Source organism: Planctomonas psychrotolerans, from assembly GCF_008642235.1.
GTDB lineage: Bacteria > Actinomycetota > Actinomycetes > Actinomycetales > Microbacteriaceae > Planctomonas > Planctomonas psychrotolerans.
The window spans coordinates 56217-70365 of sequence record NZ_SJEV01000002.1 but is presented as its reverse complement, the minus strand read 5'-3'; the positions used below and the strand labels follow the sequence as shown (position 1 = coordinate 70365).

Sequence of the window (14149 nt, the reverse complement as noted above, 5' to 3'; positions counted from 1 at the left end):
CCCAAAGGGACGGAGCGGCTCCTCGCTGCGACCTACTCGCCGGTGCTCTCCTCCGGGGCCGGCGCATCGGTGTCGGAGTAACTCTCGGAGTCACCCGAACCGTGCGATCCGTAACCGTGTCCACCGCCTCGACTCAGCTGATACGTGACGATCTTGCCGACGGCCTCCGGGCCCTGCTCCCCGAACACGGTGGTGTCCGTGGTCACCCACAACTTCCCGTGGCGAAGCTCGATCGCCGCGGGCAGAGAGGCGGCGACGAGAGGCGTCGGCGCATCCGCGCCCGGAGCCAGCACGGAGATCTGCCCCGACCCGTTCTCTCCGCCGAACAGCTCCGCCACGTAGATGGTGCCCGACTTCTTCGAAACCGCGAGCCCGGTGGGCGACACGAAGCCGCCGGCGACGAGCTCGACCGTGCCCTTGTAGGGGTGCACCTTGTAGACGGCTCCGCGTGCGCCGAGGCTCGGGTCCTCCGGGCCACCGGGCAGCGTGGTGACGTAGAGCCAGCCGTCCGGGCCCTGCTCGACGTCGGTCGGTACCGGCTCGAAGTAGTACTCCTTGCCCGCGACGCACTCCGGGAAGCCTGCCTGCTGCGCGACCTCCGCGTTCACGACGAACGGGCCGATGGGCGGCAACACTGCCACCGTCGACACGGTCCCGTCGTACTTCGCCCGAAGGATTGCGTTCGCGCCCGCATCGGCGACGTACACGCCACCCCGGGTCGCGAATGACGCGTAGGGGTTCGTGTCGACGAGGCCGGTGTACTCCGCGGGCAGGAACGGCTCGGCTTCAGGGTCGATCTGCGCGGCGCACTCGGGGTCGCTCTCGTTGATCCCGACGAATCCGTAGGTGTTCACCTGGTCGGGGTTCACCGTCTCCTCGTGCTGTTGCAGGTCGGCGACGTCACGGACGCCGTACCGCGTCACCTTCTTCAGCATCGCGTAGGAGTGGTCGGGTGACACCTCAGCGAAATACACCCGCCCGTGCCGGGTGGACACAGCGCCGATGCTGTTGCCCGGTGTGCCCGCGCTGGCGAATTCGGACATCGTCCCGTCGCGTCCGACCTCGGTCAGCAGCCCGGCGAAGTCCTGCGAGACGAAGGCGGTGCCACGTCGGTTCACGTCGAGGCTCAGCGGAGTGAGGAGCCCCTCCGCGATGGTCACCGGGTCTCCTACGGTGATCGGCGGACGGTCATCGCGTCCATGGGCGGATGCCGGCGCTGCAATGGCGGCCGACATCACGAGCGTCGCGCATGCGACGCCGGCGAGAAGGGGGCGTTTCACGATGTACTACTCCTTTGTGTTCTTCGTGGTGAAAGGAGAGCTTCTAACTTTCGGGCGCACGCCGAGGACTCCGATGTCGTTTCGACGCGTGATCGCGAGGCAGTTTCCAGCTCGCCTGGCCTCGGCGCTCGTGCGCCGACGACCGCACGATACCGAGAAACTCATAATTTGTCGAGCAATTCTCGGGTAAGCGCGCGCGGTCAGGACACGTCGCGAGCAGCCACCAGCTGAGCGATGTCGATCTTGGACATCCGCATCAAGGCCTCCGTCACTCGGGCGGCCCGCTGCGGATCGGAATCCGTGAGCAGCTCGGTCACCACGGGCGGGACCACCTGCCACGACAGACCGAATCGATCGGTGAGCCAGCCGCACCGCCCGGGTTCTCCCCCGTCGGCGGTGAGCGCGGACCAGAAGTAGTCGATGCGCTCCTGCGACTCGGCGACGACGGAGAACGAGACCGCCTCCGTGAACGAGTGCTGGGGACCGCCGTTCAGCGCATGGAACTCGAGGCCGTCGAGGGTGAAGTCGACGGTGAGCGCGGTGCCCGCCGGCATCGGCGCCCCTTCGCCATACCGCGACACGCCCGTGATCGCGGAGTTGTCGAAGACGGAGACGTAGAACATGGCGGCCTCCTCCGCCTGTCCGTCGAACCAGAGGAAGGGAGAGATCGACTGCATTCCGTGCTCCTATGCGCGTGCGGGCGGTGATCTCCGAAGTTAGTACTCGGTGCGAACGGGGCGCTAGCCGTTTTTCGTGAATGTCGCTCGACTGTCGGTCACGAACGCGGAGTACAGTAGCAGCACGGCAACCGTGGGGGATAACGGTCACCGTATCTGCGTCGAGCCGTCAGGGCGTCCTGCCGATCGACGCTTCCCTCCTGATCCCACCGAGCCTGACGACGGGATACCGGAATGAACCCGAACCACCGCCTCGCCGCTGCCACCGCCGCGCTGTCGATCGCCGCGCTGAGCGTCGCCGGCGTTGCGGCACCCGCGCTCGCCGCACCGCTGGCGCCGGCGTCGTTCATCGCGGCGATCGATGCGGCGGATGAGGGGGACGTGGTCGTGCCCGAGCCGACGGCGCCCGTACAGCCGAGTGTTCCGCAACCGCCCGTGGTCGACACCGGTATCACTCCCGAGCCCGCTCCGACGCCGGACCCCGAACCGACGACGACGCCGATCCCGGCCGACACGTCGACCCCTGCTCCCACGCCTCCGCCGACTTCTCCGACGCCCGCGCCCGGGAGTGCCGTGGTGCCGCCGGTCCCCGCCGAGAACGCTACGGAGCCCGTAGTCGAGGTCCCGCTCGGAACGACGGACGAGCCGTCCGACGTCGGCACGGATGCGGATGCGGAGGCGGATGCGGAGGAGCAGGGCGCCGTTCCGGCACCGGTCAACGCCGGAACTCCCGGCGGCGCTGTCAGCGGCACCGCCGGTAGCGGCGCCGGTTCTGGTGGGTCGAGCGGCGCTGCGGAGAGTCCCTCGTCGGGCTCGCCGCGCTTCTCCTCGGTGCCGGAGGTCGTGCGCAGCTGGCCTTCCGCCCGAGCGGTGGCGTTGTTGGTCGCCGCCGCATGCGCCTTCGCCGCCGCGATCCTCGCGGGCGTCTACTACGGCCTGCTCCGTCGGGACGACCGTCGCCGCGAGGCTGACGCCATGCCCGCCGTGCCCGCCGTGCAGTCGGGTGAGTCGCCCGTCGTCCCGACGAGCACCGTGACGTCGGCCAGCGCCGTGCAGCACGGCGCTTCGGGTTATGGGACGCCCTCGCCCACGCGAGCGAGTTCGACCGTGCAGACCCACGTGCTCAGCAGTACCGGTCGCCAGTTCTGACGCCCGATACCTTCAGCGGTCGCGACTCGCGGGCGCTCGTGCTGACGATTGTCGGTGGCGGTCCTTACCGTGGTGGCATGGAAGAGAACATCTGCCGCGAATGCGGCCACAGCAGCGCCGGTGGAGACAGCTGGGACGCCCTGTGCGGGCGATGCGCAGACCACGCCGTCTGCTCCGACTGCGATGGCCAGCTCGACCTCGACCGTGATGGCGACAACCCCGTCTGCGTCGGGTGTGTGCCCGCGCTCGCGCTCGCGGCATAGCGCCTCACCGATCGACCGAGTCGCCCGCGATCATTCGAACGTCATCCTTCCCCATGACTCTCCGGCGCTGGCGCATCTGGTTCGTACTCGGGAACACCGCGGTGGTGCTCGGATTGACCATCGGAGCGTCCCTGTGGCGCGATGGCAATCCCGGGTGGATCGCCTGGGCCGTCGTCGGGGTGGTCGGCCTTGCGGGAATGGTCGTCGCCGGCATCCGAAGACGTCCCACGGAGAAGCGGGAAGCCGCCGAACGCGCGGCAGCCGGCCCGGATCCCCGGCGCTGGCGCATCGTCGAAACGACCGACGACGAGTGATTCGCGGGTGAGCGCCGCACTGCAACCGTCGTATCGAGCACACCGCACGGTGCCCACCGACTCATTAGGCTAGGCGGTCATGCGAGCACGGCAGGATACTCCCCCCGACACTGCCGAAACCGACGCTGCCGACACGCCAGGCGTGCAGCTCGGCACCGGGCTTCGTTCGTACGGTCGCCTCCTCGCCCACGGACCGGCCTCGCGCCCGTTCATCTCCGCCGCCCTGGCCCGCCTCACCCTGGCCATGATCCCGCTGGGCATCCTCATCCTGGTCGAGCAGGAGCGCGATTCGTACGTGATCGCCGGAGTGGTCAGTGGCGCGTACGCGCTCGGTGCGGCTGTCGGAACCCCCGTGTGGGGCCGCCTGATGGACCGGGTGGGTCAGGTGCCGGTGCTGCTGCCGACCACGCTCACCAGTGCGGCGCTGCTGGGCACGCTGGCCTTCGTCGCCACGACCACCGCCCCCTCCTTCGTGCTCATCGCACTCGCGATCGGCGTGGGCCTCGGTTATCCCGCGATCAGCCCGGCGTTGCGCTCGAGCTTCCGGATCGTGCTCCCCGACCCGGAGTCTCGTCGTGTCGCCTTCGCTCTCGACGCCACATCGGTGGAACTCGCCTTCGTGTGCGGCCCACTGTTGCTCTCGGTCCTGCTGCTTCCCGGCATCGCGGTCCTCCCCCTCGCCGTCACGGCGGGCCTTCTCGCCGCCGGTGGCGTCGGCTACTGCGCGACGGGAGTGGCCCGCCGTGCCACTCCCGCGCGCCAGCAACAGGCATCCGGACACTCCCCCGCCAGCGGAGCTGCCGGCCCGTCGACCTCGCTCATCTCGGCCGGCGTGATCGCCGTGCTCGCCGTGATGCTCATGATCAGCATCGGTTTCGGCCAGCTCGACACGTCGATGGCGGCCACGGCCGACCTCGCCCTCGGCGGTACCGCTCAGGTGGGCATTCTCTTCGCCGCCATCGCGGGAGGCAGCACCGTCGGCGGGCTGGCGTACGGGGCCAGATCCTGGCCGTTCGAGGAGCGGCACGCCGTACCCGTCCTCCTCGCTCTGTTCGGCACGTGCTTGGCCGTTCTCGCCCTTCTGCTGGCCGGCGGAGATGTCAGCCTGCTCGTACTGCTGCCGATCCTGTTCCTCACCGGGCTGACCATCGCTCCTACCCTGATCATGCAGCAGGCGCTGCTCGACCGCGCCGCACCCGCCAACCGGCTGAACGAAGCGCAGGCGTTCCTGTCCGCCTCGAGCACCACCGGCGTGGCGGTCGGCACGGCCATCGCCGGGGTGGTCATCGACGGCGCCGGTCTGTCCTGGTCGTTCGGCGGCGCCGCCCTCGGGGTGCTGCTCGCTGCGGTGGTCGCTCTCGTCCACGTCGGCGGGTTCCCGCGCCGGGCGCGACGCGCACGCGCAGGAGTCAACGCTTAACGGGGTCATCGTTGGGGTGGCATCCGCTCGGAGGTGATCGATCGGGAGCGCCCGCGGCGACCGATCTCCCTGAGCCCGACAGCGCGCCTCGGATCGGCGGATAATGGCGAACGAGGGAACGGTGTGCACCGCTGCAGCGGACACTGCACCCCGCTCCGAGAGCCCCGTTGCCGCGAAGCCCGCCTTCGCGGCCTGACACCCGCCCCAGGAGATTCCCATGGCCGCTGGCCGTAGCCCGCTCGACGACCTGCGCGACACCTTCAGTCACCTGGCCGAGCAGATCAAGATGTCGGGATCCGAGCGGGCGGATTCCGGGGACGTGCTCGGCAATCGACCCACCCCGGCCCGGCCGCTCGCCGAGGTGCAGGCCGAACTCGACGCGCTGGTGGGACTCGACACCGTGAAGGAGCAGGTGCGCGCCCTCGTCGCACTGCTGCAGGTGCAGGCCCGCCGCAAGGCGCACGGCCTGCCCGAGGTCGCCACGTCGCAGCACCTCGTGTTCCTCGGCAACCCCGGCACCGGAAAGACCACCGTCGCGCGACTCCTGGCCGAGATGTACCGTGCGGTCGGGCTGCTGCAGAAGGGTCACCTGGTCGAGGTCGACCGATCGGGCCTCGTCGGGCAGTACGTCGGCGCGACGGCCATCAAGACCGACCGGGTGATCCGGCGGGCGCTCGACGGCGTCCTGTTCATCGACGAGGCCTACGCCCTCGCGCCGGAGGACGGCCGGATGGACTTCGGCCCAGAAGCGATCGAGGTGCTGCTCAAGCGCATGGAGGATCACCGCCACCGACTGGTGGTCATCGTGGCCGGCTACCCGCGGCTCATGGAGTCGTTCCTGCTGTCGAACCCCGGACTGCGTTCCCGCTTCGCCCGCGAGATCACCTTCCCCGACTACTCGGTCGACGACCTCGAGTCGATCTTCACCAAGACTCTGGCCCAGCACGAGTACATGCTCGAGGAGGGCGCCGACCAGATGCTGCGTCGCATCCTCGCCGGTCTGCACGCCGGCGAGGACTCGGGCAACGCGCGGTTCGCCCGCACCCTCTTCGAGCAGGCGCTCAACCGTCAGGCGCTACGACTCTCGCTCAACGAGGAGCGGAGCCTCGATGCGCTGGACCGGGACGACGTGATGACGCTGACGACGGAGGACCTCGTCGAGGCCGCGCGCGCGCTCGGCGAGGGGCCGGCGCCGGAGGAGACGCAGCTGCCGGAGCCGGTGCGCTGGTGGCGCTGGTGATCGCGCGGGCGCACGCCTCGAGGATGTGGTGAAGTAGGGCGGACGGGACTTGAACCCGTGACCGACGGATTATGAGTCCGCTGCTCTAACCAGCTGAGCTACCACCCCGTAGGCCCACGCGATGTGAGCCGATGCGCCGCGACCGGTACCGAGTGCCATCGTCATGCGCTGCCGCCGGCGTGCGATCAATGACCGGGTCGATCACCGGCTCACCACGATACAGGCTCTCGAAGGTGTTGAGGGTGCGCTGGATGTCGTGGGCGGAAACCACATGCAGCGATTCGCGCTTGAATCGCAGCAGCTCCTCGTGCGGCAGCGCGAGGAGCTGCTCGAGCTTGTCGGCGAGGTCGCGGGCGTTCCCGGGCTCGAACAGGTAACCGTTTTCGCCGTCGTGCACCAGATGGGGCAGGGCCATGGCGTTCGCCGCGACGACGGGGAGTCCCGACGCCATCGCCTCCATCGTCGCGATGCTCTGCAGCTCAGCGATGGAAGGCATCGCGAACACGGTCGACCGCGTGTACGCCCGCCGCAGGTCCTCCTCGGACACGTAGCCGGTGAAGGTCGTGCGGTCGCTGATGCCGAGTTCCGTCGCGAGCTGCTCGAGGTTCCGCTTCTGGTCTCCCCCGCCCACGATGTCGAGCTTCACGTCGAGCTCGCTCGGCAGCAGCTTCACCGCCTGCAGCAGCACGTCGATCTGCTTCTCCCCGGTGACCCGTCCGACGAAGATGATGCGGTTCTCGGTGCGCGGCTCGAAGTCGGGGGTGTAGTTGTCGGCATCGATGCCGCACGAGATGGCGTGCACGCCGGTGAGGCCGGTGTACCTCTCGAGGAACTGCGCCGCACGCCTTGTCGGTGTGGTGACGGCCTCGGCGCGGCCGAACGTGCGCCGAGCCGCCCGCCACGCGGCGACGATCGCCCGGTGCTGCCACACCTTCGGCAGCAGGGTGTGCTCGAGCATGTTCTCGGGCATGAAGTGGTTGGTGCCGATGATGCGGATGCCCCGCTTGGCCGCCTCGATGCTGAGACCGCGCCCGGTGATCATGTGCGACTGGAAGTGCACCACGTCCGGCTTCACCAGGTCGAGAATGCGCGCGCTGTTCTGGTTGATGCGCCACGGCAGGGCGAACCGCAGCCAGTCGTGCGGGTACCAGCGCCAGCTGCGCAGGCGGTGGACGGTCATCTCCTGGCCCTCGTGCACCTCCGTCCACGATCCGTGCTTGCGACTCGGCGCCGGGGCCACGATGTGCACCTCGTGCCCGCGCGCCACCATGCCCGCGGCGAGCCGTTCGGCGAACTTGGCGGCGCCGTTCACATCGGGGGGGAAAGTGTCCGCGCCGATGAGGATGCGCAACGGTGTCCTGCCCGCCGGAGATGCGGCTGGCTGAGAGTCGCGGGTGTTCGACACGAGGGGAAAGACCTAACGTTGATTGGCGGAGAACGCACTTTCCGGGCGGCTTTCTCTCCCCCGCGGATGTGCACCACGGTACCGCACGGTGCTCCGCGAACACCGGGGACGCTCCGCGCTCAGCGGATCTGTGGATGGAACTTCGCGAGCTGGAAGACGCCGAAGATGGCGATGGCGGCGGAGACGACGAAGGCCAGGATGGCGAAGGGCGGGGCGCCCGCGGCCTCGCCCAGCACGATGACACCGATGCCCACGGCGACGAGCGGGTCGATGACGGTCAGTCCCGCGATGACCAGGTCCGGAGGACCCGAGGAGTAGGCGGTTTGCACGAAGTAGGCCCCGAAGGCGGCGGCGGCCAGCAGCGCGACGATGCACAGCATCGTCAGGAACTCGACGTCACCGGTCTTGATGCGCACGATGACCACCTTCGCCAGGGTGGCGACGAACCCGTACAGCACGCCCGCCCCGAGGATGTAGGCGATCGCCTTGAACCTCGACCGGAGAAAGGCGAACGCGGCGCCGAACAGGGCGATCACGGCGGCGAGGATGATCAGGATGGTGATCAGCTGACCGTTGTCGATGGGGGTCTCTTTGGCATAGATCGCCGCGAAGATCACGAAAAGACCCACCCCTCCCACGCAGATGACGATCGCTCGGATGGACCGCCGGTCGAGCGCGGTCTTCGTGACTCGGGAATTGACGATCGCGGTGATGACGAGCGCCACCGCGCCGAGGGGCTGCACGACGATGAGGGGGGCGATGCCCAGACTGACGAGCTGGAGCACGATCGCGAGACCCAGCATGAGGGTGCCGATGACCCACGAGGGCCGCTTCACGAGCGCGAGAAGCTGGGTGAGGTTCAGCCCGCCGCTCGCGGCGACACCCGAGCGCGCCTCGACCTTCGACACACCGGTCGACTGGAACTGCGCGCCCAACGCGAGGAATACCGCACCGATCAGGGCGATCGGGATACCCAACGCTTGGTACGGAGTCAGGGATATCGAGTCCGTCAAGTCGTTCAGGTCGGGCGGCACGCCACGACCTTACCGGGCGCTCGGCAGATATTCTTGGCGAATGGCCGTTCTCCCGATCCGGATTTCCGGGGATCCCGTATTGCACACCCCGGCGACCCCGGTGACCGAGTTCGACGACGACCTGCGGCGGCTGGTGGACGACATGTTCGACACCATGGATCGCGCCCCGGGCGTGGGTCTTGCCGCCCCGCAGGTCGGTGTCGGCAAGCGGGTGTTCGTGTTCTCCTATCAGCCCGAGGACGGGCCCATGCGTCGCGGCGTGGCCGTGAATCCCGATCTGCTGATCACTCCGGTGCCGCTCGGGGACCCCGATGACGACGCCGAGGCCGAGGGCTGTCTCTCCTTCCCGGGCGAACGCTTCCCCCTCCGCCGCGCCGAGCGCGCCGTGCTCACCGCGGTCGACGCCGCGGGCGCCCCGATCCGACTGGAGGCGGAGGGCTGGTTCGCGCGCATCCTGCAGCACGAGTTCGACCACCTGAACGGCATCCTGTACACCGATCGGATCGACCGCGGCTACGAGCGCACCGTCGCCCGTATCACCCGGAAGAGCGGGTGGGGCGTGCCCGGCGTGAGCTGGCTACCCGGCGTCGATCACCTCGAGGACTAGGTCACCGCGCGCACCGCCGCGGCCACGGCGGCGGCCGCCAGCACCACCACCACGAAGGGCACGCGCACCGCGTACAGGACGGCGGCCACCAGGAGCGCCGGGATACGGGCATCCAGTTCGATGGCCGTGCCGCGGGCCAGGGTCTGCACCGCGATGAGCGCCGAGAGCAGGGCGACCGTGAGGAGATTCGCCACGCGTGCGGGCGTCGGGCGTTCGAGAACGGTGGCGGGCACCCCGTAGCCGACGAGCTTGAGGGCCACGCAGGCGATGGAGGCGATGAGCACCACGTGCCAGGCGGTCATCAGGCGGCCCCCGTCGAGTTCACCGGCAGCTGTTCCGGCGCCTGCGGCCACCAATTCGCGATGCCGACGACGACCGCCACCAGCGCCGCCGCGAGCACCGGAATGCCGGGAGGCACCACGGGCGTGAGCACGACGGCGACCACCGCGGCGCCCACCGCCACGGCGACCGGCTGCAGCGCGCGCAATCGAGGCCAGAGCAGGCCGAGGAAGGCCGCAGCGGCCGCGGCGTCGAGACCGTACTGCCGCACGTCACCGAGCGCATTGCCGAGGAAGGCGCCCACGAGCGTCATCGCGTTCCACGCCACGAACACCGAGATGCCGGTCACCCAGAAGCCCACGCGCTGCAGGGGCGGCGTGGACTGCGCCGTGGCCACCGCGGTCGACTCGTCGATGGTGAGCCAGCCCGCTGCGAGGCGCCGGAGCCACCCGCTGCCGATGACCGGCGACATCCGTACCGAGTAGAGCGCATTGCGGGACCCCAGCAGCACGGCGCTGCCGATGGCCGCCGGACCCGCCGCGAGTCCGCCGGAAGCGAGCACGCCGATGAGGGCGAACTGGGAGCCGCCGGTGAACATCACCGCGCTCAGCACGGCCGTCTGCCAGATGTCCAATCCGGCCGCGACGGAGAGAGCGCCGAACGATATTCCGTAGGCGCCGGTGGCGAGCCCCACGGCGATTCCCGCTCGGATGGTCCGCCCGCGTGCACCGTCGGCCGATGCCGCGTCCGGAACGTCCGCCTCGCCCACATCCCACCGATCTCTTCACCCTGAACCGGAGCCGCTGTCGATGGCGAAAGCCGACGGCTACCGGTGACGCAAAAAGCCCCCAGTCGTGGAGGACTGGGGGCTTCGCTCCCCGAGTTGGACTCGAACCAACAACCTGCCGGTTAACAGCCGGCTGCTCTGCCAATTGAGCTATCGAGGAATGCTGAAACAGCTTGGCTAGCTTAGCGGAACTCCCCCACTTCCCAAATCGGCCCTCCGGCGGGTCCGGTCACGCCCGCAGCAGGAAGGTGGGCGACGGCACCGGCTCGGCGAGTCCCAGCTGCGTGAGCATGCCGGTCCGGTCGTCGATGCGGAAGGTGGTGACCGTGCTCGACAACTGGTTGGCCACATGCAGCAGCGAGCCGTCGACCACATGGTGGCGAGGCCAGTTCCCGCCGCAGGACGCGATCTCCGTGGGGGTGAGCGTTGCTCCGCCATCGGTCACCGCGAGGGTGGCGAGCCGGTTGCTGCCGCGCAGCCCCACGTGCACGAAGCGTCCGTCCTCGGTGATCGAGAGCTCCGCCGCGGTGTCGCCGGCGACGTCATCCGCGGCGATCGGCGTGGAGGAGACGATGCGCACCGCGGCACCGTCCCGTGCGAGGACGAACACCTCGCGGCTGTGCTCGGTGACGAGGTAGACGTGTCCGGAGGGATGACGGCGCAGGTGTCTCGGACCCGTACCGCCCGCGAAAGCGAGCGAGCCGACGCGTTCGAGCAGGCCTGTCGCGGCATCGGTCGTGTGCACGTGGACGCGATCCGCGCCGAGATCGGCGCTGAGCACCATCCCGTCCTCGAAGACGAGGGTGGAGTGGGCGTGCGGGCCGTCCTGCGACTCGTGCGGGCCGTTCCCCTCGCCCGCGAGGGATTGGCCGAGCCCGCCGACCGCGCCGGTCGCATCGAGCGGAAGCACGCGGAGCGAGCCGTCGCCGTAGCAGGACACCAGCGCCGCCGCCGCGTCGGGGCGGATGGACACGTGGCAGGGTCCCGCTCCGCCGGTGGCCGCGCCGCCCAGCGCCGTCAGAGCACCGGAGTCGCCGCGGAGGAAGGCCTCCACCCGGCCGTTCGCCTCTCCGACCGCGTACAGGATGCGCGCATCCGCCGGGTTGCGGGCCAGGAACGACGGTGAGTCGGCCTCCACCGCCACACCGACGTACTCCAGGGTGCCGTCCTCTCGGGAGCGCAGCACGCCGATTCCGGAGGCGGTGCCACCCATGTCGGCGGTGTACGAACCGCTCCAGTAGAGCGCGGGGGTGTCGGTCATGAGGTCCTTTTCTGTGGGGATGACAGGGGCTCGAACTGGCCGGGCGATGGATCAGTACCCGGCGGACGGATCGACCACACCGACGAAGCGGCCGGTGCCGAGGAACGCCTCGACGTTCACCCGGATCCGCTCGGCGAGCAGCGGCGTGATCATGTCCGGCGTGTCCGCGGTGTGCGGCGTGATGAGGCAGGTGTCGAGCGTCCACAGCGGCGAGCCGTCGGGCAGGGGTTCCGGGTCGGTCACATCGAGCCCCGCGGCGGCGATCTGCCCGTGGGTCAGCGCGTGCACGAGCGCGTCGGTGTCGATCAACGGGCCCCGCGCGATGTTGACCACCACAGCATCCGACCGCATGGCCTCGAACTGCGCGGCACCGAGCAGGTGCCGCGTGTCCGAGGTGCTGGCGGCCGCGAGCACGAGCACGTCGGCGTCGGGCAGCACCTCGGCGAATCGGTCGGCGGTCACGGTGCGGTGCGCCCCCGGCACGGTGCCGGCGCTCTTCCGCACCACCGTGACCGTCACCCGGAACGGTTCGAGCAGTCGGATGAGTTCGATCGCGATACCGCCGGCGCCGACGATCACCACGTTGAGGCCGTACAACGAGCGCCCGTCCGACTCGCCCCAGCTCGCGGCGCGGGCGCGCGCCGGGAACAGTCTCAGGGCGGCGAGGGTGAGGGCGAGGGCGTGCTCCGCCACCGGTTCCGCGTACGCGCCCTTCGCACTCGTCCACACGAGGTCGGGCCGGTCGTTGTCCCGCAGGGCGGAAGCGAAGGCGTCCACTCCGGCGAACGGGAGCTGCACCCACTGCACCTGCGGATTCGCGGCGAGGGTGTCGGTCAGTTCGCTCGCGCGCGTCACCGAGGTCCATACGATGCCGCGGGTATCGCTGTCGATGTCGGACAACCGGCCCCCGGCCGCGTGCACGGCGTCCGCATACGCACCGACCGGTTGCGGCAGCATGGCGATGGGACCGGGGTGCGGGCGCCGATCCTCCGGCAGGGCGTCGCCCATCACGGCCAGCACGGCCGAATGCTGGCCGGCACGCCGGGTGCGGTCGGGCGGGGTGGACGCGGTCGTCGTCGAATCGGTCATCTGGTGGGTCTCCTCGGATGCGGTACTCGTTCGGGCGGGGTGGGACGTGGCGTGCGGGGCTCGGGCGGCGGAAGCGCGTTCGCCGTGGCCTGCACGACCCGCTTCAGCCACTCGAGGTCTTCGAGCGCATACCCGGGAACGCGGTGATAGTCCCGGCGGGCACGACCGGGCGGCGGCGCGGGCTCGGTGGGCGCGAGGAGTTCCGCATCGAGTCCCACGGGCGCGAGATACAGCGTGTCGTCGCAGATCAGACCGATCACCTTGTCGTCGCAGTACAGCGCGTACTCGCCGAACAGGGCGGCGGAGTGAACGGCGAGCGGGACCAGCCGGTCGGTCAGGAGCGCGACGGTCGCCGGATCACTGGACATCGACGCCATTCGCCTGGGTGCCATCCGCCCGGGTGAAATCGGCCTGGGTGCCATTCTCCTGCGTGCCATTCGCCTGCGTGCCATTCGCCTGCGTGCCATTCGCCTGCGTGCCACCCGCCTGGGTGCTGCCCGCGCGTCCCGGGCCCGCCCGTCCTCGCTCGGCGTCGGCCAGGCTGGCTTTGAGTCCCGCGACGTAGGGATGATCCGGCGCGGTCAGCAGGTCGTCGATGGTGCCGAGGCCCACCATCACTCCCCGATTGAGCAGCACCAGCCGGGAGCTGAGGCGGGAGGCGACGGCGATGTCGTGGCTGCCGATCACGGCGGAGAACCCCGCCCGCTGCTGCAGGCCGCGGAGCAGGTCGAGCACCGCATCCCGCCCCAGCACATCGATTCCCGCGGTCGGCTCATCCGCGACCCAGAGGCGCGGTCCGAGCACGAGCGACCGGGCGATGGCCACCCGTTGCCGCTGACCGCTGCTCAGCTCGTGCGGGAACAGCGCCAGCACCGAGCTGGGTAGCGCCACCGCATCGACCAGCGTGAACACGCGCCGACCGGCCTCGCGCTCGTCGAAGCGGCGATCCCGGGCGAAGATCGGCGACGCGATGTTCTCGCCGACGGTGAGCTGAGGGTCGAGTGCCGATCCGGCGTTCTGCGCGAGATACCCGACCGTCGCGGACAGCCGGGTGCGACGGCGGCGGCTCGCGCGACGCATCCGCGTGCCGAGGACGGTGACGTCGCCACCCGTGATCGAGGGCACGCCGGCCGCCGACGGCCCGGTCTCTCCGGCGAGCACCCGGAGGAACGTCGACTTGCCGGAACCGCTCTCCCCCACGATGCCGAGAGTGGAACCCTCGGCGACGTCGAACGTGAGCCCGTTGAGGGCGAGGAAGGCGTCCCGGCCACCGCCGCCCGGATAGGTGACGCTGAGATCCGAGGCCGACACCGCGGCGGCTCCCGATTCGGTTCGCCTGTTCAC

The 14149-nt window shown here is 69.8% G+C and carries 16 protein-coding genes and 2 tRNA genes; 6 read left to right on the top strand and 12 right to left on the bottom strand.

All coding sequences use genetic code 11. From position 1 onward, the window contains the following. Positions 1–32: 32 nt before the first annotated feature. The gene (locus EY822_RS13620; RefSeq protein ID WP_150309013.1) at positions 33–1280 is read right to left on the bottom strand and encodes a ScyD/ScyE family protein; all 1248 of its coding nucleotides are present in this window, start codon (positions 1278–1280) and stop codon (positions 33–35) included. Between the two features lie 200 nt (positions 1281–1480). Further along, a complete protein-coding gene (locus EY822_RS13615; protein WP_150309012.1) occupies positions 1481–1957 on the bottom strand; it encodes a VOC family protein in 477 nt (158 codons plus the stop codon). Positions 1958–2191: 234 nt separating this feature from the next. Here EY822_RS13615 and EY822_RS13610 point away from each other — a divergent pair, with 234 nt between their 5' ends. The 5 genes from EY822_RS13610 to EY822_RS13590 all read left to right on the top strand — a co-directional run bounded on the left by EY822_RS13610 (position 2192) and on the right by EY822_RS13590 (position 6343). Beyond that, a complete protein-coding gene (locus tag EY822_RS13610; protein ID WP_150309011.1) occupies positions 2192–3106 on the top strand; it encodes a hypothetical protein in 915 nt (304 codons plus the stop codon). A 77-nt stretch (positions 3107–3183) separates the two neighbouring features. Further along, complete coding sequence (locus EY822_RS13605; protein ID WP_150309010.1) at positions 3184–3369, top strand: hypothetical protein; 186 nt, start codon at positions 3184–3186, stop codon at positions 3367–3369. 53 nt (positions 3370–3422) lie between these two features. Beyond that, positions 3423–3683 (top strand): hypothetical protein, encoded by a 261-nt coding sequence (locus EY822_RS13600; protein WP_150309009.1) that lies wholly within the window; start codon positions 3423–3425, stop codon positions 3681–3683. A gap of 79 nt (positions 3684–3762) precedes the next feature. Continuing rightward, complete coding sequence (locus EY822_RS13595; protein ID WP_150309008.1) at positions 3763–5103, top strand: MFS transporter; 1341 nt, start codon at positions 3763–3765, stop codon at positions 5101–5103. A 217-nt stretch (positions 5104–5320) separates the two neighbouring features. Beyond that, positions 5321–6343, top strand: a complete 1023-nt coding sequence (locus tag EY822_RS13590) for an AAA family ATPase (RefSeq protein ID WP_150309007.1) — start codon at positions 5321–5323, stop codon at positions 6341–6343. A gap of 34 nt (positions 6344–6377) precedes the next feature. Here EY822_RS13590 and EY822_RS13585 read toward each other — a convergent pair. From EY822_RS13585 to EY822_RS13575, 3 genes are all read right to left on the bottom strand, one after another. After that, a tRNA-Ile gene (locus EY822_RS13585) sits at positions 6378–6451 on the bottom strand. After that, positions 6429–7748, bottom strand: coding sequence for a glycosyltransferase (locus tag EY822_RS13580; protein ID WP_227497346.1), 1320 nt, complete (start codon positions 7746–7748; stop codon positions 6429–6431). The genes EY822_RS13585 and EY822_RS13580 overlap by 23 nt, the downstream gene beginning before the upstream one ends. A 119-nt stretch (positions 7749–7867) precedes the next feature. Further along, positions 7868–8782, bottom strand: a complete 915-nt coding sequence (locus EY822_RS13575) for a DMT family transporter (RefSeq protein WP_150309006.1) — start codon at positions 8780–8782, stop codon at positions 7868–7870. Between the two features lie 40 nt (positions 8783–8822). Between EY822_RS13575 and def the strand changes: the two genes are divergently transcribed. Then, positions 8823–9389, top strand: coding sequence for a peptide deformylase (def, locus tag EY822_RS13570; protein ID WP_150309005.1), 567 nt, complete (start codon positions 8823–8825; stop codon positions 9387–9389). Here the strand turns inward: def and EY822_RS13565 are convergent. The 7 genes from EY822_RS13565 to EY822_RS13535 all read right to left on the bottom strand — a co-directional run bounded on the left by EY822_RS13565 (position 9386) and on the right by EY822_RS13535 (position 14149). Further along, entirely contained in the window at positions 9386–9691 is a 306-nt protein-coding gene (locus EY822_RS13565; RefSeq protein WP_150309004.1) for an AzlD domain-containing protein, read from the bottom strand. The two genes, def and EY822_RS13565, sit on opposite strands and share 4 nt — an antisense overlap. Then, entirely contained in the window at positions 9691–10362 is a 672-nt protein-coding gene (locus tag EY822_RS13560) for an AzlC family ABC transporter permease (protein WP_319803498.1), read from the bottom strand. The genes EY822_RS13565 and EY822_RS13560 overlap by 1 nt, the downstream gene beginning before the upstream one ends. Before the next feature lie 180 nt (positions 10363–10542). Then, a tRNA-Asn gene (locus tag EY822_RS13555) sits at positions 10543–10615 on the bottom strand. A gap of 69 nt (positions 10616–10684) precedes the next feature. Next, on the bottom strand, positions 10685–11716 hold the full coding sequence (locus EY822_RS13550; protein WP_150309002.1) for a lactonase family protein: 1032 nt from the start codon (positions 11714–11716) through the stop codon (positions 10685–10687). A 51-nt stretch (positions 11717–11767) separates the two neighbouring features. Further along, positions 11768–12805, bottom strand: a complete 1038-nt coding sequence (locus EY822_RS13545) for a D-isomer specific 2-hydroxyacid dehydrogenase family protein (protein ID WP_406610355.1) — start codon at positions 12803–12805, stop codon at positions 11768–11770. Beyond that, complete coding sequence (locus EY822_RS13540; protein ID WP_227497345.1) at positions 12802–13173, bottom strand: TfoX/Sxy family protein; 372 nt, start codon at positions 13171–13173, stop codon at positions 12802–12804. The genes EY822_RS13545 and EY822_RS13540 overlap by 4 nt, the downstream gene beginning before the upstream one ends. Then, entirely contained in the window at positions 13163–14149 is a 987-nt protein-coding gene (locus EY822_RS13535) for an ATP-binding cassette domain-containing protein (RefSeq protein WP_227497344.1), read from the bottom strand. The genes EY822_RS13540 and EY822_RS13535 overlap by 11 nt, the downstream gene beginning before the upstream one ends.

Bases quoted from the DNA above. Each gene is read 5' to 3' on its own strand.
- EY822_RS13615 (WP_150309012.1), bottom strand. From the start codon at position 1,957: ATGCAGTCGATCTCTCCCTTCCTCTGGTTCGACGGACAGGCGGAGGAG.
- EY822_RS13610 (WP_150309011.1), top strand. From the start codon at position 2,192: ATGAACCCGAACCACCGCCTCGCCGCTGCCACCGCCGCGCTGTCGATC.
- EY822_RS13605 (WP_150309010.1), top strand. From the start codon at position 3,184: ATGGAAGAGAACATCTGCCGCGAATGCGGCCACAGCAGCGCCGGTGGA.
- EY822_RS13600 (WP_150309009.1), top strand. From the start codon at position 3,423: ATGACTCTCCGGCGCTGGCGCATCTGGTTCGTACTCGGGAACACCGCG.
- EY822_RS13595 (WP_150309008.1), top strand. From the start codon at position 3,763: ATGCGAGCACGGCAGGATACTCCCCCCGACACTGCCGAAACCGACGCT.
- EY822_RS13590 (WP_150309007.1), top strand. From the start codon at position 5,321: ATGGCCGCTGGCCGTAGCCCGCTCGACGACCTGCGCGACACCTTCAGT.
- def (WP_150309005.1), top strand. From the start codon at position 8,823: ATGGCCGTTCTCCCGATCCGGATTTCCGGGGATCCCGTATTGCACACC.
- EY822_RS13565 (WP_150309004.1), bottom strand. From the start codon at position 9,691: ATGACCGCCTGGCACGTGGTGCTCATCGCCTCCATCGCCTGCGTGGCC.
- EY822_RS13550 (WP_150309002.1), bottom strand. From the start codon at position 11,716: ATGACCGACACCCCCGCGCTCTACTGGAGCGGTTCGTACACCGCCGAC.
- EY822_RS13545 (WP_406610355.1), bottom strand. From the start codon at position 12,805: ATGACCGATTCGACGACGACCGCGTCCACCCCGCCCGACCGCACCCGG.
- EY822_RS13540 (WP_227497345.1), bottom strand. From the start codon at position 13,173: ATGTCCAGTGATCCGGCGACCGTCGCGCTCCTGACCGACCGGCTGGTC.